The sequence below is a fragment of the Alteromonas sp. BZK5 genome (assembly GCF_014349115.1).
In the GTDB taxonomy this organism is placed as follows: Bacteria; Pseudomonadota; Gammaproteobacteria; order Enterobacterales; family Alteromonadaceae; genus Alteromonas; species Alteromonas macleodii.
Genome location: NZ_JACSOE010000042.1, coordinates 13,067 through 32,939 on the forward strand (window position 1 = coordinate 13,067; position 19,873 = coordinate 32,939).

At 43.9% G+C, this 19,873-nt stretch carries 17 protein-coding genes; 10 read left to right on the forward strand and 7 right to left on the reverse strand.

The window, feature by feature from the left end; genetic code table 11:
- Positions 1-5: 5 nt before the first annotated feature.
- Entirely contained in the window at positions 6-1,211 is a 1,206-nt protein-coding gene (locus BIZ39_RS12885; RefSeq protein WP_187447172.1) for an outer membrane beta-barrel protein, read from the reverse strand.
- Between the two features lie 574 nt (positions 1,212-1,785).
- Between BIZ39_RS12885 and BIZ39_RS12890 the strand changes: the two genes are divergently transcribed.
- Complete coding sequence (locus BIZ39_RS12890) at positions 1,786-3,240, forward strand: undecaprenyl-phosphate glucose phosphotransferase (protein ID WP_187447187.1); 1,455 nt, start codon at positions 1,786-1,788, stop codon at positions 3,238-3,240.
- Positions 3,241-3,268: 28 nt separating this feature from the next.
- Positions 3,269-4,678, forward strand: a complete 1,410-nt coding sequence (locus BIZ39_RS12895) for a mannose-1-phosphate guanylyltransferase/mannose-6-phosphate isomerase (protein ID WP_187447173.1) — start codon at positions 3,269-3,271, stop codon at positions 4,676-4,678.
- 290 nt (positions 4,679-4,968) lie between these two features.
- Here BIZ39_RS12895 and rplT read toward each other — a convergent pair whose 3' ends face one another.
- From rplT to thrS, 4 genes are all read right to left on the reverse strand, one after another.
- The gene (gene rplT, locus BIZ39_RS12900; RefSeq protein WP_012518092.1) at positions 4,969-5,325 is read right to left on the reverse strand and encodes a 50S ribosomal protein L20; all 357 of its coding nucleotides are present in this window, start codon (positions 5,323-5,325) and stop codon (positions 4,969-4,971) included.
- An 18-nt stretch (positions 5,326-5,343) separates the two neighbouring features.
- Positions 5,344-5,541: a 50S ribosomal protein L35 gene (rpmI, locus tag BIZ39_RS12905; RefSeq protein ID WP_012518091.1), complete on the reverse strand. Its 198-nt coding sequence runs from the start codon at positions 5,539-5,541 to the stop codon at positions 5,344-5,346.
- Positions 5,542-5,659: 118 nt separating this feature from the next.
- Complete coding sequence (gene infC / locus BIZ39_RS12910) at positions 5,660-6,199, reverse strand: translation initiation factor IF-3 (protein ID WP_171338159.1); 540 nt, start codon at positions 6,197-6,199, stop codon at positions 5,660-5,662.
- Positions 6,200-6,310: 111 nt separating this feature from the next.
- Positions 6,311-8,227, reverse strand: a complete 1,917-nt coding sequence (gene thrS / locus BIZ39_RS12915; RefSeq protein WP_187447174.1) for a threonine--tRNA ligase — start codon at positions 8,225-8,227, stop codon at positions 6,311-6,313.
- A gap of 447 nt (positions 8,228-8,674) precedes the next feature.
- Here thrS and BIZ39_RS12920 point away from each other — a divergent pair, with 447 nt between their 5' ends.
- The 3 genes from BIZ39_RS12920 (at position 8,675) to BIZ39_RS12930 (ending at position 11,679) form a co-directional block, all read left to right on the forward strand.
- On the forward strand, positions 8,675-9,559 hold the full coding sequence (locus BIZ39_RS12920; RefSeq protein WP_187447175.1) for a fructosamine kinase family protein: 885 nt from the start codon (positions 8,675-8,677) through the stop codon (positions 9,557-9,559).
- A gap of 192 nt (positions 9,560-9,751) precedes the next feature.
- Positions 9,752-10,501, forward strand: coding sequence for a pteridine reductase (locus BIZ39_RS12925; protein WP_187447176.1), 750 nt, complete (start codon positions 9,752-9,754; stop codon positions 10,499-10,501).
- An 80-nt stretch (positions 10,502-10,581) separates the two neighbouring features.
- Complete coding sequence (locus BIZ39_RS12930; RefSeq protein ID WP_222936583.1) at positions 10,582-11,679, forward strand: DUF3080 family protein; 1,098 nt, start codon at positions 10,582-10,584, stop codon at positions 11,677-11,679.
- 153 nt (positions 11,680-11,832) lie between these two features.
- Here the strand turns inward: BIZ39_RS12930 and BIZ39_RS12935 are convergent, their stop codons facing one another.
- Both BIZ39_RS12935 and BIZ39_RS12940 read right to left on the reverse strand, forming a co-directional pair.
- Complete coding sequence (locus tag BIZ39_RS12935) at positions 11,833-13,083, reverse strand: mechanosensitive ion channel family protein (protein ID WP_187447178.1); 1,251 nt, start codon at positions 13,081-13,083, stop codon at positions 11,833-11,835.
- Positions 13,084-13,130: 47 nt separating this feature from the next.
- On the reverse strand, positions 13,131-13,757 hold the full coding sequence (locus tag BIZ39_RS12940; RefSeq protein WP_187447179.1) for a CPBP family intramembrane glutamic endopeptidase: 627 nt from the start codon (positions 13,755-13,757) through the stop codon (positions 13,131-13,133).
- 426 nt (positions 13,758-14,183) lie between these two features.
- Between BIZ39_RS12940 and BIZ39_RS12945 the strand changes: the two genes are divergently transcribed.
- The 5 genes from BIZ39_RS12945 (at position 14,184) to BIZ39_RS12965 (ending at position 19,867) form a co-directional block, all read left to right on the forward strand.
- Positions 14,184-15,017, forward strand: a complete 834-nt coding sequence (locus BIZ39_RS12945; protein WP_039227167.1) for a MurR/RpiR family transcriptional regulator — start codon at positions 14,184-14,186, stop codon at positions 15,015-15,017.
- Between the two features lie 200 nt (positions 15,018-15,217).
- Positions 15,218-15,781 carry a DUF924 family protein gene (locus BIZ39_RS12950; protein WP_187447180.1) on the forward strand — a complete coding sequence of 188 codons (564 nt, stop codon included), beginning with the start codon at positions 15,218-15,220 and terminating at the stop codon, positions 15,779-15,781.
- Positions 15,782-15,964: 183 nt separating this feature from the next.
- Positions 15,965-17,230 (forward strand): amidase, encoded by a 1,266-nt coding sequence (locus tag BIZ39_RS12955; protein ID WP_187447181.1) that lies wholly within the window; start codon positions 15,965-15,967, stop codon positions 17,228-17,230.
- A gap of 168 nt (positions 17,231-17,398) precedes the next feature.
- Positions 17,399-18,976: a gamma-glutamyltransferase family protein gene (locus BIZ39_RS12960; RefSeq protein ID WP_187447182.1), complete on the forward strand. Its 1,578-nt coding sequence runs from the start codon at positions 17,399-17,401 to the stop codon at positions 18,974-18,976.
- Positions 18,977-19,048: 72 nt separating this feature from the next.
- Positions 19,049-19,867, forward strand: coding sequence for a sulfite exporter TauE/SafE family protein (locus BIZ39_RS12965; RefSeq protein ID WP_014949089.1), 819 nt, complete (start codon positions 19,049-19,051; stop codon positions 19,865-19,867).
- Positions 19,868-19,873 lie beyond the last annotated feature (6 nt).

The following is a 19,873-nucleotide window of genomic DNA, read 5'->3' on the forward strand; positions in this document are numbered from 1 at the left end:
GCTTATCACAACGTAACCTCAGCTGACACACCGACCACACTTTGGTCGAAATTGATTGTTTCTCTGTTACTTTCTCTGTCTTCTATTGCGTAAAACAGTGAAAAGCTTAACCACCTTCTCGCTTTGTAATCCAAAGACGCTGCGTAAATAGATAGTTTGTCATCTCGATTGGTAATGTCTTCATCATCAACAATATATTCATTGTTTTCTCTTGCGTACCGCAAGCTACTACTTAAGCGTTCAAGCCATTGGTGTGTCCAAGAAAGTCTGTAGTTTCTACCGCGGATTAAACTACCCTCACCATTGGTTTCATTAGTATCTGCTGAGGTAGAAAAGTTTACGGTTGAGTATGTGAGTGGTTGCCACTCGATACCAACTTCCCAATCGGTTCCATAGAAGTTATCACGGTTGCTTGCCGCAAAATCTTTTTCTTTATATCCGATTTTTGCATAACCAGAAGTTGCTGCAGTATTTTCCCACGCAATACCAACCAAAAGACGGTTCTCATTACTCTCTAGAGAGTTTTCAAGCAGATTGTTATCGTAACGTATGAATGAGCGTGTGAAATCGAACACTAATTCAGTAGAGGGGGCAATTTGATAATTGAACTCGGCCCCAATTCTATTGGTCGCCCTGTCTCTAATGAGGTACGCAAATTCATTGCGGTCGTAATCTAAAGTGGTTCTGTCTGCTTTAAACACTACTTCACCAGCTGAACTTAAACTTCCGTATGTATATTCAGCGCCGTAGTACATACTTTTATAAGTATCAGGTGTGGTTAAGTCACTCCCGCCACCTAATGAAAACCCCGTACCTCGATCCTCATGCCCGTCTTCGTATCTTAAAATTGCATTGATTGCATGACGACTGTTTAACTCGTAATCGGTAAGGGCTTCAACGAAATGGTCAGTATAGTCATCCGCGCTGCTTGAAAAGAAAGTACCGCGTTCCAACCGATAACCAAATTGCACCGGGTTTCCGTCAACCTCTGTGGCTGCAATAATTTCAGGTGATAGAATTGAGCGCCAGCTATATATTTTTGCTTGACCGTCGGTTGCACGAGCAACATTGTCTACGTAGCTCATGGAAGTGTTGAGAGAAGGTATAATGTCAAATTGCCCTGCTTCAATCCTTCCTTGTTGTTGAGCTGCTACTGAATTGGCAACGCAAATAGCAACCATCGATAGCAATAGCTTGTTCTGATATTTCATTTCCTTTCCCTATTTCACTTTGCTATTCAAAATAGCTTAGAAGTTTTTACTGACCGTCGAAAACAGACGACAAAATCCAGATTAAGTACTTTTACAAATGCAAAGATTCTGACAATAATAAGCTCTGTACTTACAAAAGATATGTACACTCACTGCTCAAGAGTCCCCCGCTTGATCATGAAACAAGCTAAATTCATGCCATTAGAGACGCACACTATAACATGAAATTATTTCAACTTTATTTTCTTAAAGTTGGGTTATCTCTACTACTTAATATTCGTACTAATGATACCAATTTTAAAAAAACCATAAAGCTTATTTTGTAATAAAATTACAACAGAGATACAATATAATAAAGTCGTAGCATTAACTTGGGAATTCTGAGGTAGCATTTCTAAATTAAATGTTAAACACTATACGTACTATACTTTTCTTTACTGGGCACAGTCTTTGCTTTGAAGATTATGCCTAGTGTTAGTTTGCAAAATTTTAGCTACTTTCGATGGCACTATTTGTTGAAGGTATATCTAGCAAACCTAACACTTTTTATCTTATCGATTTAGAGACTCTTCCAATGGACAATCAAGTAGAATCTAACAAAGTTTTAAAATCACATCCCGTTGATTCTAGCGCCAGTGACGGCCTTGTAGTGCGAAACAAAAGTGGTTTTTCAACGCTTTATCGACTAATCGACTTATCGTTAGTTACTCTTTTATATTATTCATGTGCTGCATATTTCGAATCTACTATTGACCCAACTAGTCTGATCCTTTTATTCGTCAACGTGATTTGTTTTCAAATATCCGCAGAAGGCGTAGAACTTTATCGCTCTTGGCGTGGGCATCGTACACCTGAAATGCTTAGAGCTGCTGCAATTACGTGGGCTCTTAGTGTTCTAGGTACGTTAACGATAGGGTACTTCTTTGTTCAGAACATTAATACTCCTCCCATCGTCGTCTTGGCTTGGTTTGCGACGTCATTTGTAGGTTTAATAGCTTGGCGATTTGTAATGCGCAAATTTCTATTCCATATTAGAAAAAGTGGAATGAACTCTCGGCGTTCAATTGTTATAGGTGCAACGCAGCTTGGTGCAAACGTAGCCCTTCAGATACAGCAAAATGAACACCTTGGGATTCGCTTTAACGGTTTATTTGATGATAGAGATACGAGTCGCCTTCCCCATGAAATGCAGAACAATGTTTTAGGAAATATTGAGCAAGCCATAGAAATGGCTAAAAGAAATGAAGTCGACTATATCTATATTGCACTGCCAATGAGCGCAGAGAATAGAATTCGCTCAATTTTAGAGCAATGTAGCGATACAACTGCAAATGTCTATGTAGTTCCGAATTTCTTCATGTACAACCTATTAAATGCCCGTTGGCAAACAGTAGGTAACGTTCAAGCGCTGAGTGTTTATGACACACCATTCCAAGGTGCCAGTGATATTTTAAAACGTTTTGAAGATATTGTTTTAAGCTCTTTAATACTGATGATGATATCAATACCTATGCTTTGTATTGCAGCAGCAGTAAAGCTTACTTCGAAAGGTCCCGTAATTTTCAAACAAAAGCGTTACGGATTAGATGGTAAACAAATTACGGTTTACAAATTCCGGTCTATGACTACCCAAGATAATGGTGCAGTTGTAAAACAAGCAACCAAGAATGATGCGCGTTTAACTAAGATTGGTGGTTTCCTAAGAAGAACATCTTTAGACGAACTTCCACAGTTTATTAATGTTCTGCAAGGCCGTATGTCTATCGTTGGTCCTAGACCACACGCGGTCGCTCACAACGAGCAATATAGAAAGATAATCACAGGTTACATGTTACGCCATAAAGTGAAGCCTGGAATAACGGGTTGGGCCCAGGTTAATGGTTTACGTGGCGAAACCGAGACAGTTAACAAAATGGTTCAGCGTGTTGAATATGATTTGGATTACATTCATAGGTGGTCGGTGTGGTTCGATATTAAAATAGTGTTTATGACCGTCTTTAATGGCTTTATTAATAAGAACGCTTACTAGACAGAATTATTAGAAAGGGAAATCAGTAATGAAACCTGTAGTATTAGCTGGCGGCACCGGTAGCCGCCTGTGGCCGAAATCACGAGCAGCTCTACCTAAACAATTTTTGGCACTCACTTCTGACAGCACAATGCTGCAAGATACCATCACACGACTAAGCGGCACTGATGCCGAAGAGCCCGTATTCATATGTAATGACGCGCATCGCTTTTTAGTTGCAGAGCAGCTTCGTAAAAAGAATATTAAGCACGGTGGTATTCTGTTAGAGCCTGTTGGTCGTAACACTGCCCCCGCGATAGCACTCGCAGCATTACACGCCACCAAGAATGGCGAAGATCCTATACTTCTTGTACTTGCAGCAGACCACCTAATTAAAGACCAAAGTACATATCATAGTGCGATTACTAAAGCAGAAGCTTTAGCAAAAGAAGGTAAGCTTGTAACTTTCGGTATAGTTCCAGACCAACCGCATACGGGATACGGTTACATCAAGGCTGGAAATGTACTTAATGTCGGGTTTGAAGTAGCTGAGTTTGTTGAAAAGCCAGAACTTGAAACTGCAAAACAGTATGTTGAGTCTGGTGACTTTTTCTGGAATAGCGGCATGTTTATGTTTAAAGCTAGTCGTTATATTGAAGAGTTAGGTAAGTATCACCCTGAGATGCTAGAAATCTGTCGTCGGGCCATTGAAACTGAAGCCCCTGATTTAGACTTCATTCGTGTTGATTCTGAAATATTTTCTACCTGCCCTGACGACTCAATTGACTATGCAGTTATGGAGAAAACTGACAGCGCTGCAATGGTTCCATTAGATGCAGGGTGGAGTGACGTAGGCAGCTGGACTTCGCTTTGGGAAACAGCAGATAAAGATGACAACGGGAACGTTTGTGTAGGCGATACAATTTTAGAAAATACCAAAAATAGTTATGTAAACGCAGAACAGCGACTAGTTTCGGTAATTGGTTTAGAAGACGTGATAGTCGTTGAAACTAAAGACGCCGTAATGGTCGCGCACAAAAACGATGCACAGAGCATTAAGAACGTTGTCAATAAATTGAAAGCTGAAAAGCGCCCTGAATTTGAATTCCATCGTGAGGTTTTCCGCCCTTGGGGTAGTTACGATTCTATTGATAGCGGCGCACGCTTCCAGGTTAAACGTATCACGGTAAAACCAGACGAGAAACTATCAGTTCAAATGCACCACCACCGCGCTGAGCATTGGATTGTGGTATCGGGCAGTGCCAATGTGACTATTGATGACAATACTCAATTAGTAGCAGAGAACGAATCTGTCTATATCCCAATCGGTGCAGTACACGCACTAGAAAACCCCGGAAAAATCCCTCTAGAGCTTATAGAGGTGCAATCGGGCGCATACCTTGGTGAAGATGATATAGTTAGGTTTTCAGACCGCTACGGGCGTGTAGAGAAAAAATAATAGCACTAAGTGCTAAGTTGCGAATATAAGCAGAGCTTTGGCTCTGCTTTTTTGTGTTTAAAATTCCACATGTAGAAGCCCCCCTACTCTTTTGTTCTTTGCGCATGAAAACCTAGAGTAAAGCTAGAGAAGGCGCGCTTTTCTACAGATATTCAATAAATGGATATAAGAAGGGCGTGTTAAACAATGGACTAAATAAGTCTAAAACAAAGTCTGAACCCCAAAAACGAAAAAAGGCGAGCATCCTGCTCGCCTTTTTCCGAAAGAACTTAAACTTAATTAGTTAATAATTAAGCTAATGCGCCTTTAGCCGCTTCGACTAGTGCGCTGAAAGCTGCTTTGTCATGTACTGCGATGTCGGCAAGGATCTTACGATCGATTTCAACAGACGCTTTCTTCAAACCGTTAATGAAACGGCTGTATGACATACCATTTTGACGAGCAGCAGCGTTAATACGTGCAATCCATAGTTGACGGAATTGACGCTTGCGCTGACGACGGTCACGGTAAGCATATTGACCAGCTTTAGTTACAGCTTGTACCGCTACGCGATATACACGTGAACGTGCGCCGTAATAACCTTTTGCCTGCTTGAGGACTTTTTTGTGACGAGCACGTGCGATAGTGCCGCGTTTTACTCTAGCCATTAATCAGTCTCCTAAGTCTTATACGTAAGGCAACATGCGCTGAACCAATTTGGTATCAGAGTCATGAACCAGTTTTTTGCCACGAAGGTGACGTTTACGCTTAGAGCTCTTCTTAGTCAGAATGTGACGTAAGTGAGACTGTTTGCTTTTAAAGCGGCCAGAACCCGTTTTCTTAAAACGTTTGGCGGCACCGCTTACAGTTTTCATTTTAGGCATTGCTAAAACTCCGCATTGTTTAATATCGGTATTTTTCGTGTTGCAGTCACTTCATACCGGTTAATGTTTAGCAGCAAGGTGTTTAAGGGTGCAGATTCCTTAAAACTTTAGACCGTTACTACTTCTTATTTGGGGCTAGCACCATGATCATCTGACGGCCTTCCACACGACGTGGGAAAGACTCGCATGTAGCGATATCTTCTAAATCGGTTTTAACGCGGTTTAGTAGATCGATACCGATGTCTTGGTGCGCCATTTCACGACCGCGGAAGCGGATCGTAACTTTGGCTTTATCACCACCTTCAAGAAAGCGACGCAGGTTGCGCAGTTTGACCTGGTAATCGCCTTCATCAGTGCCAGGGCGAAATTTAATCTCCTTGACCTGAATTTGCTTCTGTTTTTTCTTCTGCTCTTTTTGAGCTTTACTTTTTTCGAAGAGGAATTTGCCATAGTCCATAACTTTACAGACTGGCGGCTCGGCATTTGGACTGATTTCTACTAGATCTAGGCTCGCTTCTTCAGCGGCACGCGTAGCATCTGCTAGCGAAACCACACCAACCTGTTCACCGTCTTTGCCAATTAATCTTACTTCTCTGGCTTTAATCTCATCGTTAATGCGGGCTTTGTCGCCCTGAGCCTTGTTGTTAGCGCCTTTAATGTGCTATTCCTCCAAACATTTAATTCTTTTGTCTGCTTTTGGGAGGTCGGTTGACCCAAAGTAAAACCAAAAGCAGACACCTTAATTGTGTATTATACACAATTTGCTCAACTACTTAATCGTCTTTTCAACAACTTCTTGTTGAGCCATGGCAATAAAGTCTTCCAGGCGCATTTTGCCTAGGTCGTCACCGCGACGAGAGCGCACTGCTACTTCGCCCGCTTCCATTTCTTTATCGCCCACAACTAGCATATATGGAATACGCTTTAATGTGTGCTCGCGGATTTTAAAGCCGATCTTCTCATTTCGCAAGTCAGACTTTGCTCTAAAACCTAATTCTTGCAGTTTTTTTACACAATCTGAGGCATATTCAGCTTGTTTGTCGGTAATATTCATTACCACAACCTGCTGAGGTGCCAACCAGAGTGGGAAGAAACCTGCAAATTCTTCGGTCAAAATACCAATAAAGCGTTCTAATGAACCCAAAATAGCGCGGTGAATCATTACCGGTACTTTGCGCTCGCCATCTTCTGCTACATAAGTAGAGCCCAATCGACCTGGCATTGAGAAATCTAGCTGTACGGTTCCGCACTGCCATGCACGGTCTAAGCAATCGTGCAGTGTAAACTCAATTTTCGGTCCGTAGAACGCACCTTCTCCAGGCTGATAATCGAACTCGATGTCATTGGCTTTAAGTGCATCCGCAAGCGCAGCTTCTGATTTGTCCCAAATCTCGTCAGCACCCACGCGCTTTTCAGGGCGAGTAGACAGCTTAACTTTGATGTTTTCGAAACCAAACGCAGCGTATGTCTCGTACACCATCTTAATACAGCCACTCACCTCTTCTAGGATCTGTTCTTCAGTACAGAAAATGTGAGCATCGTCTTGCGTAAAGCCACGAACACGCATTAGACCGTGAAGTGCGCCCGATGGTTCGTTACGGTGACAGCAGCCAAACTCAGCCATACGAAGAGGCAGGTCGCGGTACGATTTCAAACCTTGATTGAAAATTTGTACGTGGCCTGGGCAGTTCATTGGCTTAACGGCATATTCACGCTTTTCAGATTCAGTCGTAAACATGTTTTCAGCGTATTTGTCCCAGTGACCTGACTTTTCCCAAAGCGAGCGGTCCATCATTAATGGGCCTTTTACTTCGTCGTAACCGTATTCGCGTAGTTTCTTACGAACATAGCTTTCAAGCTCGGTATAAATTGACCACCCGTCGTTATGCCAAAACACCATGCCTGGCGCTTCTTCTTGCCAATGGAAAAGGTTTAGGGCTTTACCAATTTTACGGTGGTCGCGCTTTTCAGCTTCTTCTAAGCGCTGTAGGTAAGATTTAAGCTGCTTCTTATCTGCCCACGCAGTACCGTAAATACGCTGAAGCATTTTGTTGTCACTATCGCCACGCCAGTAAGCACCTGCCACTTTCATCAGTTTGAAGTGATGGCAGAACTTCATGTTTGGCACGTGAGGGCCTCGACACATATCTGTGTATTCTTCGTGGTGATACAGTGCTGGGCGGTCGTCCTTGCTGATGTTCTCATCAAGAATTTCCATTTTGTAGCTTTCACCGCGCGCTTCAAATGCATCGCGTGCTTCTTGCCAGCTAACTTTGTTCTTAACCACGTCGTAATTGGTTTTAGCCAGTTCAAGCATACGCTTTTCTAGTTTGGCTAAATCTTCCTGGGTTAGGCTTTCTTCCATATCAACATCGTAGTAGAAACCGTTGTCGATAACTGGGCCGATAGCCATTTTAGTGTTAGGCCAAAGTTGTTTGATAGCGTGACCTAACAAGTGCGCGCAACTGTGACGAAGAATTTCTAAACCTTCATCGTCTTTTGCAGTGATAATTTGAAGTTGTGCGTCTGCGTCAATCATGTCAACAGCGTCTACAAGTTCGCCGTTTACTTTCCCCGCAATGGTTGCTTTGGCTAAACCAGGGCCAATATCGTTTGCAACATCTAGTACAGAAACAGGGTTATCGAAAGCGCGTTGGCTTCCATCAGGAAGGGTAATTACAGGCATTTTAATTCCTTTACAGTGGTGACGCCTACTCTGCGCCACATGCATATTTTTGAAAATTTAATCGTGCTTTATAGCACTCGAAACTTGCTTTATTTGAAGCGACTAAAGTACAGCATAAAAATACAGCGCATTGGTACTGCAAAACTGTATACGCCTCGAACTTACTGAGTTTTCTCAGTATTAAAGCAAGTGGTGGATTATAACCAGTGTAGGGGCAACTTCAATATCGAAAAGCCTTTATTGGCTAATTTGTGAAGGTTTGATTTCGTTTAGGAAGATTTTGAGTAGGAATTTATGCATTTCACCATTTTTATCCCATACTTTAGTGTAAGGCGATAAAGGTTGCTGGACTAGCTCTTCGCTGGTGTTCTAGTGTGCCATAGGAAAGAGTCACTCAACACTCCAATCGCCTTGAAAAAAAACATTAAAACAAGCAGAGCGTGCAATATGTGGCATTTTATCAGCGAGCATATTTCAGATGAAACCCAGCAGTTTTTTAGCTGCCATAAAGCCGAACGAGTAAGTGGCGGAGATACACACGAAAGTTACATCATAAAAGATACGACCCATCGCTACTTTGTTAAAACCCGCAAATATGATGATACTCAGCAATTATCTCATGAAGCCGAAGGACTAGCGGCCATCGCTAACACGCAAACCATTGCTACCCCGCGAGTCATTTGCCATGGAATTACAGCCAATGAAACGCCTAATATGGAATATTTGGTACTTTCTCATGTTCGATTTATTGAACCTTCTGAAAATGACTATTTCATTTTAGGGCAGCAACTCGCTGCATTTCATGCGGTTAACGCCTACACCAGCTATGGATGGCCGCATGACAATTACATTGGTGCCAGTGTACAAACAAATGGAAGAATGGCGTCTTGGGCTGACTTTTTTGCAGAAAAACGGATTGGTAGCATGCTAGAACGCTTGGCATCAATTGGTATATGGAAAAGCGAAGATGGCAATATAGACGATATTGTTACTCGAGTAAGACATCTCTTGAGCTTACATCAACCCCACCCTTCACTACTTCATGGCGACTTGTGGGCTGGCAATGCAGGCTTTAATAAAAAAGGACCGGTGTTATTTGACCCCGCTGTGTATGTTGGCGATGCGGAAACCGACCTTGCCATGGCCGAATTGTTTGGTGGCTTTCCCCAATCATTCTTTGAGGGTTACCATCAACACACCCCAATTGAAAAAAATTACCGATTAAGAAAACCAATTTACCAGCTTTACCATATTTTAAATCACGGGTTATTATTCGGCGCACATTACATTGCGCAAGCCAGACAAGTAGTAGACGACATTTACAGCCCCTAATTCCTAAGTAGTGCCGCGCATAGGCAATGTATAGCGCGATATACAAAGCGACATACGAACAAGCCTGTACGTTATTGTCTGTTACTTGTTTATGCGTGAATTACCGTAGAAATCCTACATTAGATAGCGCTTAACATGTGTAAGAACAGCATATAAACATATGAAGATTTAAAATAGAGAGTAGCTTTTATTATGACAAACTCAGGCCCTGTAGCACTCATTACCGGGGCAGCAAAGCGAATTGGCGCCGCCATGGCGTGTCAGCTTCATAGCGAAGGCTATCGCGTTATTATCCATTATGGGCATTCTAAAGACGAGGCACTCGCGCTGGCTGAAAAGCTAAATAGTCAGCGGGAGGACTCTGCTACCTGTCTCCAAGCCAACCTTTGTAATTCAGACGAAGTAAGTGCACTTGGGCAGCGAGCACTAGGCATTTGGGGTCAGATAAACGTTTTAGTAAATAATGCTTCTAGTTTTTACCCCACTCCGGTGGGCGAAATTTCAGAAGACGACTGGGTATCTCTGATAGGCAGTAACGTGAAGGGGCCATTGTTTTTGTCACAAGCATTGGCACCAGCATTAGCGGTAAATGAAGGCTGCATTGTCAATATGGTCGACATGCATATCGACCGTCCACTCCCCAAACACAGTGTTTACCTCATTGCTAAATCCGGTCTTGCCTCACTAACCCAATCGTTAGCTATAGACTTAGCCCCCAACGTTCGCGTAAATGGTATTGCGCCAGGGGCAATTTTGTGGCCAGAACGGGAAATGGACGAGGACGAAAAAGACAAACTGATATCAAGTATTCCACTGGGTGAACTAGGTACACCAAATGATATTGCTAAAACATTGTCGTTCTTAGCATCGGCCCCTTACATCACTGGACAAATCATTTATGTCGATGGCGGGCGCGGACTTCATACTGGTGCCTCCGCGTGAATATTTCCCAAGCGAAACCATGGCACCTAAAAGTTTCGCAACTAAGAAACGCTTGCCGCGCTGGTGTCATCAGCGTTGCCATGTTTGCTTTGCTAGGCTGTTTTGGCGGTAGTACCGTAAAGCAAAGCATTGACGATTACGCCGCACGACTCTCGCGTGTACTCGATACGCCCCTCCCCGATTCGTTTAACGATAAGATTACCACCCCGCTTCCCAAACTTGCTGACTCCGCCACGCTTAAACACGCTATTGAGGGCGTGAGTATAAACATGCGTGAGTTTTATGCGCTGCAAGATTGTGAGTTAGGCACAGTGGTTGCCGAACGCAATACGTCGCTAGGAAAAAGTCAGCTGCCATCACAGCGGCTTGTTTATGAGAGCAAGCTGCTTAATGTACTCAAAAGCTGTGAAGCAATGCTCACGAAAGAAAACGAGTCTAACCAGAGAAACGCGGCACTGGCAGCAACCATCGCATCGTGGCGTGAACAAAAGACACAAGACTACAGTAAAACGTGGGCAAACCTAGTCCAAGGGAGCCAAGAGTTGCGTCTGGCGCTTAATACACCTGAACGTCTTTTCTCAGTTGAAAATAATAAAGACGCACTTTCTAGCGTAAACGCGCTTTATTACATCAACAGCTTAAGTAACAAAGAAGTGCTCTTGAGCGATATGTATTCTTCCACTACAGCATCGAGCGATACAGAAACAGAGGATACGAATGAAAATAATAGTGAGAGTATTATTGAGAGCAGCGAGCTTGAACAACAATTAAAAATTATACGCTCAGCCAGGTTACCCGCTACACTTTGGCATACACAACAAACCTTAACGCAAAACCTCTCATTGCTTACGAATATGCTTGAAACCGAGCTTGATGCGGTAAGCTGCCCAGAAGGCCGCGCCAGCGACAAAGCAAAAATATTGCGTAATGTATTCTATCTTTTCTTTATTGAGGAAATTCAACCTGTAGGAAGTTTGGTAAATCAATACCATTACAAACTAGCGCCATTATGGGAAGACTGGCTTGCGCAGCCGTCGCTGCACGAGGAATTCAAACGCTACATCAGGCAACAGTCACAAGACGGATTCAATCAATACAGCAGCGTCATGAAAGCGCATGTCAACTTATGGCAAGGGTTCCTTGGTAGATGTAATCTATCGCCCGTCGCGCCTGTTTAATAGCGAGACGAGCAAATCCACCAGACCAGCTTTTGCTGAACATCTCCTCACCTCTGGCCAGCTTTGCTGTAACACGTTCAATATGTTCGTTTCCCTTCTAGATTTGAAAAGAGGGCAAATGACACATTCCAATAATCCTTCACATAATAAATGTTAAAGAATATTTTCTCCTGCCTCCGGATCTCTCGAATTCCGGGCCTGCTCTCGTATCTCATGGGCTTCGGAAGACACATCATCATTAATTTTCGATTCTTGTGGGCGCGTATTTCCAGCCCCTTTAGCACTTGACCTTTCGTTTCGATTTTCTGTGGCTCCACTATTCTCTTCGCTATCCAAGCTTTTTACTTTCTTTTGGTCTGTAGTTATTTCACGTAACTCATTTGCTTCATTTTCAGAAGGACGAGCGCTTGAAGCTTCTTTCTCGGAAGCGTGGTAAATATGCATACCCTCAGGGAAAATGCGCTCTCTCGCATCATCAGGCATACTGATATTCGCCTCTAAGAAGGCCTGAGTGATTTTACGCATCAGCACCGACGCCATTTTTAATACACTCGTTTTCTCTACATCCACCCAAAAATAAACCTTGATGTTGTAGGTCGAGGGGCCTAATTCGTCGATGAGAATTTGCGGTTCAGGGTCGGTTAACACGTTGTCTTGTGCTGACGTAATTTCTTGTGCAATTTGCTGCGCCTGTTGTATGTCAGCATCGTAGCCAACGCCAATAACAAACTGGCCACGCATAAGCGGATTGGCCGTAAGGTTTTTGATTACCCCTTTGTAAATAGTCGCGTTAGGTATTTGAATATGGTTGCCGTCAAAATCCACCAGTGTAGTCGCACGTGCCGTAACTTTCTGAATGATGCCGGTGAAATCGTTGATTTGTACGATATCCCCTATTCTAAAGGGGCGTTGAATAGTAAGCAGTAGACTTGAAATAAAGTTCTCGGCGATGTCGCGAAAGGCGAAACCAAGAATAAGCCCTACCACACCTGTACCACTCACCACCGCGATTGCAAACCCGGTGAGCCCAGCTAAGAACAAAAATAGATAAATACCGAGTAAAATTAAGACTAAACTGACGCTTCTTTGAATGACTGAGCGCAGCAGTGGAGATGTAGTCGTACGGGTTAACGGTTTAACTAAAACCCTTGCAATATGCGGCGCTAAAAGGATAAACGCCGCCATGATAACTAAGCCTAGCGCCAACCCCGGTAATCGATAAACAAAGTTCTCCCAAAGCTGAGAGAGTAGTGACTGTGCACTTGATAAACTGCTTATTGCGCCACCTTCGTCACTTTGTTGAAGCAAAGTTTGTATTAAAGGTTCGCTGTCGGTTTGCGGGAAAAAAAGCCCCACTCGCTTGTTTAAAATAGAGGGTTGCAATATTTGTTGCGCACTGAACATCACCTCACTCCTTGGCGTTCATGTGTTTCGGTTTTTAATATAAATAACTACGACGCGATAACTAAATAAGATCCCAGCCCGATGGTAAATAAAAAACTGCCCCATATAGCGTGTTCTATAACCACCACGGGCGTCGAGTTAGTTTGCATATACCTATAACCGAAAATGCCACCGCCAATCCAAGAAATGACTACAGCAATCCAGTTACCGTACACTAAGTGGGCTAAACCAAATAAAAAAGTACTTAAGGCCCACCTTGCATATTTCGAAGGCAGTATTCGCTTGTAACGGTGGAAAAAGTACGTTCGAAAAATGATCTCTTGCGGGATGACCGACACAAGCGGATAAATCAATAATGTAGCTACCCACATCCATGGCTGGTTCATAGGCCAATGGAGGAACAATTCCGGTTTAAAAAAGTAAACTACCAGCGCCAGTAAGCTCGCCCAAGGTAAAAACAACCTTAGCGTACTTTTTAAATGCGTTCGATAGTCGTCCCAATGCCACAATTTAATGCGTTTAAATTGCTTATCTGCTAACAAGATAGCTAAGCAACAAAGTCCCATAACGCCTAGAATAGGCATGAGATAATTTGCAAAATGCTTTATCCAGTAGAGAACGGCAAAGGGAATCACTACAAAGAGCAAGATCAATTCAGACCACAGCTTTGCCACAACTCACCTCTTTCTCTCGATCATGCTAAGTTCGCTGATCGATTCCCCAAACGTTTTTACTAACTAGAATCGATGCTAAACCAACAAGATAATTACCAACCTATGACACTTTTATGAATTTTTACGGTTTATGTCTATGAAAGTGTAGTGCCAATTTGCAAAGCATGAGTGATTAATTAGGTGATACTTTAGCCGTATGCTTTACTGCGCATTCGTAACTCTTTATATAGATAAGATTTTTTAAGATCAGAGGAAACTTATAAGCGTTTTTTAGCAGTGCGCAACAACGCTTATTATAGTGTTCTACTTCAATAATCGGCTTCGAAAAACCCATTTTGAAGTACGTGAACGCGTTGCATTCAGGTAGTGTTTGTATATCGCACAAAAGTCGTGAAATAATTGCATAAGATGTATAAGGCGATACCAATGACAAAAAATAGCCCTAGCGACGTTTTACAGCAAATTGAAAACCACTATGCCTCTTTGTCCCCTTCGGGAAAGGCTATTGCGCATTATATTCAGCAGAATCCTATCGCAGTATTAAGTCAATCTACGTCTTTAATTGCAGAAAAAACGGGGACGTCAAAGGCCACAGTCAGTCGCTTCTTTCGCCAGCTGGGTTTTGACTCGCACCAGCAAGCTAAAGAAGCGCTTGTTCAGCTACGTGAGCAAGGCGTGCCTGTTGTAAGCCCTTCAAGTGGCGTACTTCAGCATGAGAATGATAGTAAGAATTTGGCCAATACATTTGAAAGCACTTCCTCAGAGGCGTTGACAGATATTGCTAAATTGCTGGCATCAGCAGGCCAGGTCACCTTGATTGGTTTTAGAAACGCCTACCCCATTGCACTTCATTTCAGGCAGCAACTCAAACAAATTCGTGCGTCGGTCCGTGTACTTCCTCAGCCCGGTCAAACACTTAGTGAAGATATTATCGACCTAACCGAAAATGATCTTGTCGTACTTTTTGGTTTTCGTCGTAGAACCCGACAATTCAAGTTTGTTTTAAATAGTATTAAACACTGTAAAACCGTATTAATTACCGATCCAACGGGCCAAGGATATCGTCACGATGTCGACCACCTGCTGGTTACCCACATTGGCAGTGATTCGCCTTTTGATAGTTACGCGGCTCCAATGAGCCTGGTTGCATCACTGTGTAACCTCACCTACGAAGTATTAGGAAGCCAGGCCGCAGACCGCGTCGACGCAATTACTGACATCTACATTCAAATGGATGAGTTAGAAAGTCCAAAGCGTTAACTCTTCCCATGAAACACTTTTTAAGCAATACTATAAAGAGAGCGGATAGCAGAGAATTGTTATTTTGCAAGCGTAAAGGGAACTAAAGCGCTTAAAAATGGGTATAATTATTAATTCACAACGCTTATTTTGGGTTTTAATGCATAAGAACGTACCTGTTAATTTAATTTCACTGCTAAAAGCGTGTGGTTGGAGTTGATATGGATAAAACGCAAGTAGTCATGGAAGAAGCTAACGGTGTGCTAGACTTTTGGTTTGGAGAACTCTCCCCAGAGCAATGGTTTAAGGAAGATGCAGCACTAGATAAAACGATCACTTCGCGATTTTCAAAATTGCGTGCAGCAGCCATAAAGGGCGAGTTGTGGCCTTGGCGAGCGACGGCTACCGGTCGTCTTGCCGAAATAATTCTTCTCGATCAATTCTCGCGAAATATTCATCGCAATGACAAAGATGCATTCAGTGCAGACAGCATTGCTTTGGTTCTTGCGCAAGAAGCGGTAAGTGTTGAAGCCGATAAAGTACTTACACCGCAGCAGCGCGCGTTTCTGTATATGCCGTTTATGCATAGTGAATCACTCGCAATCCACGACGTCGCATTGGAACTATTTTCACAAGAAGGCCTTGAAAGAGAATTCACCTTTGAAAAGCGCAATCAACAGATAATTGAAATGTTTGGCCGCTACCCTCACCGCAACCGAATTTTAGGGCGCGAGTCGACACCAGAAGAAGTTGCATACCTGAAGCAAAACCCCCAAGGCTTTTAGCAACTTATTTAGTGTTCTTTAACGATTTACTCAGCGCTTTTCCAATTATGTAACTCACAGAGATTAACGTACTTACTAAAGTGTCCAGTGAGGTAACATTCGTTTCTCTTGACTTTTTAATGAAACAGTTGTTTCATTAATCTAAAGACGAATAAAGAAACAATAACGAATAAGTAACGCGCTGTGAGCTCTCCTTTTGTACTGAAGCCCTGTGATGCCAAGTTCACACAGGCAATTAAAAACCTAGAAATCGCATTCAGTCTTGACGGTAGTGTTAAAGATGACGCATTTTCGGCGTCAGGAAAAGCGCTGAATCAGGCAAAAAGTCAAAGTAAATTGCCGCTTAGCGGACTAGGTCTGGCAGTGAAAGATTTGTTTCACATTGAAGGATTGCCAACTGCAGCAGGAAATCCTGATTGGTTAGCCACACACGCGATTCCGAAAAACACAAATCGTTGCGTAGCAAAGATGCTTCAAGCGGGTGCCACGTTCAAAGGCAAAACCATCACTGATGAACTTGCCTACAGTTTACACGGGCAGAATAAGCACTACGAAACACTGGTAAATCCAGTGGCACCAGCTCATATACCTGGTGGTTCTTCGTCAGGTTCAGCGGTGGCCGTTAGCGCGCACCTTGCCGACATAGGGCTTGGTACCGACACCGGCGGCTCCATTCGCGTACCGTCTAGCTATCAAGGGTTATGGGGGCTTCGCACCACGCACGGCGTTGTGGCCTGCGACAATATGGTGGCACTTGCTCCGTCGTTTGATACCGTGGGCTGGATGACACGCGACCTAAACACGCTGACTAAGGTTGCCAATGTCTGCATAGATAGCGCAACACAAAGTGAAATATCAGGTTCGCCTCGATTTGGCATAGCAGCGCATTTATTTGAGCAGGCCGCTCACAAATCGCTGTGCAAAACATGGCTTACAGCGCTGGCAGATAACAACGACTGTATTGTATTGTCAGAGACACAGCTAGATGTAAAAACCTTACAAACTGCCGCTACCTTTCGTACCTTACAGGGCAATGAAATATGGCAGCAACACGGCGAATGGATTGAATACACTCAACCCGATATCGCCAAAGATATAATGTTGCGCTTAAATTGGTGTAAAACCATAACGACACAAGATGTACAACAAGCTAAAGCGCAACAATCTGTGGTAATCAATCATTTAAATGCTCTATTTGAAGACATAGACGTACTGATTATTCCCACGACACCCGGTGTAGCACCTCGATGTGATGCCGATGAAACAACGCTGGCAAATGATAGAAACGCTCTGCTCGCACTCACGGCGATAGCTGGGCTTGCGGGATTACCCCAACTTCATTTGCCGTTGTTTACCCTACACAACGCCCCATGCGGATTATCGCTAGTGGGCAAAAAAGGCAACGATCTTGCACTTCTCGCGTTAGCAAAAAAGCTAACCACTCGCTAAACGTGTAAAGCGCGCCTGTTTTTTTAAGTTGCACTTAAAAAAAGCATTAGCGCCCTATCGCATTCAAGTTGAAACTAGAAAGCGGAAGTAAGACCTAAGCGCCCGTCATTTTGCCTGATTTGGGCTTAACCTGACTGCGCGGTTGCCAAGTTTTTGAAGGAATTAAAAATGAGTGAAAAACCAAATATAGCGTTTACTGCCCCTCACTTTGCGGCATCGCAAGTGGGCTTAAACATATTAGAAAAAGGCGGCACCGCTATTGAAGCTATGGTAGCTGCTGCAGCCTCTATCGCGGTTGAATACCCGCACATGAATGGCATGGGCGGTGATGGATTTTGGCTAATCAGTGAACCTGGTAAAAAGCCGATTGGCATTGATGCATCTGGCGTAGCAGCAAAGGGCGCGACACCTTCTTTCTACGAGGGTAGCGATGCCATACCTAGTCGAGGCGGAAAGTCAGCATTAACCATGGCAGGCGCAGTTGCTGGTTGGCAAGCCGCGCTTGAAATAAGTCACAAATGGCAAAGCGGTTTACCATTAAGTACATTGTTCGATACGGCGATTAGTCAAGCTAACTGGGGGATTGAAGTTACCCAGAGCTTGGTGGATGCCAGCAACAAAACCTTTGACGAGCTAAGTGCGGATGAAAATTTCGCTCAGTTTTTGATTAAGGGGAAAGTCCTTAAAAAAGGTAAAATTTTAAAGCTAACAAAGCTCTCTGAAACTTTGAAGCATTTAGCAGAAAAAGGGTTAGATGACTTTTACCACGGTGAGTTAGCTTCGCAGCTGGCAGAAGACTTAGAAGCCGCCGGCTCCCCTATTCGTCTTGAAGATTTCAATAATTACAAAGCGACAATTGTTGAGCCATTGTCAGTATCCACCAGCAAAGGCAAGCTTTATAACTTGCCGGCGCCCACACAAGGTGTGGCGTCGCTCATTATTTTAGCCCTGTACGACAAAGTTCAGCATTTAGGCAGCACCGATGCTGACATGGTGCATTTACTTATCGAGTGCACAAAACAAGCTTTTATTGCGCGCAACGCGAACGTTACCGACCCGTCTCGTACGCCCGTTAACTTACAAAGCCTGTTAAGTGATGATGTACTTGATGAAATGGTGAAGAACATTTCTTTAGATAAAGCACTTCCTTGGCCCCATGAAGCCAAGCACGGCGATACTATTTGGATGGGTTGCTGCGACTCTGAAGGTCGAATGGTGAGCTATATACAGTCGCTATATTGGGAGTTCGGCTCGGGCGTAGTGAGCCCGCAAACAGGCATTGTGTGGAACAACCGTGGCACTTCGTTTTCACTCGATCCAAACAGTAACCAATATTTGGCGCCAGGCTTAAAACCATTTCACACACTTAACCCCGCTTTCGCTGAGCTTGTTGACGGTCGACGCATGAGCTACGGCACCATGGGTGGTGAAGGTCAGCCTCAAACCCAAGCGGCGCTGTTTGCTCGTCATGTGTACCACGGTCAACCTATCGCCAAGGCTATTTCCCTAGGCCGTTGGTTACTTGGTAGAACCTGGGGCGATCAGAGTCACAACTTAAAAGCAGAGCGTGACTTAGTTGAGTATGTGGGGGAAAGCTTACTGGCACGGGGCCACGATATGGTGACGGTAGATCCTTGCAACGAACTCATGGGTCATGCTGGTGCAATCATTCGCGACACAGAAGGTACGGTTAGCGGCGCAAGCGACCCAAGAAGTGACGGCAAAGCCTACTTTGGACATCGCTAGTTTATTCGCAGTGGCTAAGACGCAGCACTGACAAATAGTTGAACCAACAAACGTTAAAGAGAAAGAAATCACATGCAGTTTTTAATGGATAACCTAACGGTTATATTATCGCTTGCGGGAACAGGCGTTTTCGCAGGCATATTAGCAGGTATGCTTGGCGTAGGTGGCGGTATTGTCATCGTGCCGGTACTGTTCTTCTTGTTCCAAGCCCTTGGTGTGTCCCCTGAGAGCGCAATGGTAATAGCCACGGCAACGTCTCTGGCAACCATCGTCCCTACTTCAGTAAGCTCTATTCGTGCTCATCACAGTAAGGGCAATGTAGACTTTGCGTTGCTAAAAGCGTGGGCAGTGTTCATTTTAATTGGCGTGCTTGCCGGAAGCTATGCGGTGACGGCGGTTAACCCGACGTTCCTTACCTTACTGTTTGGCATTATTGCAACCTTGTCTGCCATTAATATGCTTATTGGCAAGAAAGACGCGCTATTTAAAGGGCTACCGGGCCGCGCGGGTCAGTCGATTATGGCAACCTGCATTGGCCTATTTAGTTCTATGGTAGGCATTGGTGGCGGTACGTTAACCGTGCCGACTCTCACATTTTGTAACTACCCAGCACACAAAGCGGTGGGTACCGCTGCTGCAGTCGGTTTAATTATTTCGCTTCCAGCGGCACTCACGCTGCTATTTGTTGGTACCACTCCTGTTGACGCTCCCTTCGCTACGTACGGCTATGTAAACTTGCTGGGGTTTGTCTGCATTGTTCCGCTCACCGTGTTATTTGCGCCTGTCGGAGCAAGCATAGCCAACAAGCTAGACGCTGGCTTACTTAAGAAAATCTTCGCCGTTGTTCTCATCATCACTGGCTTGCGCATGCTAGCGCAAGTGCTTATCTAGGAGTGC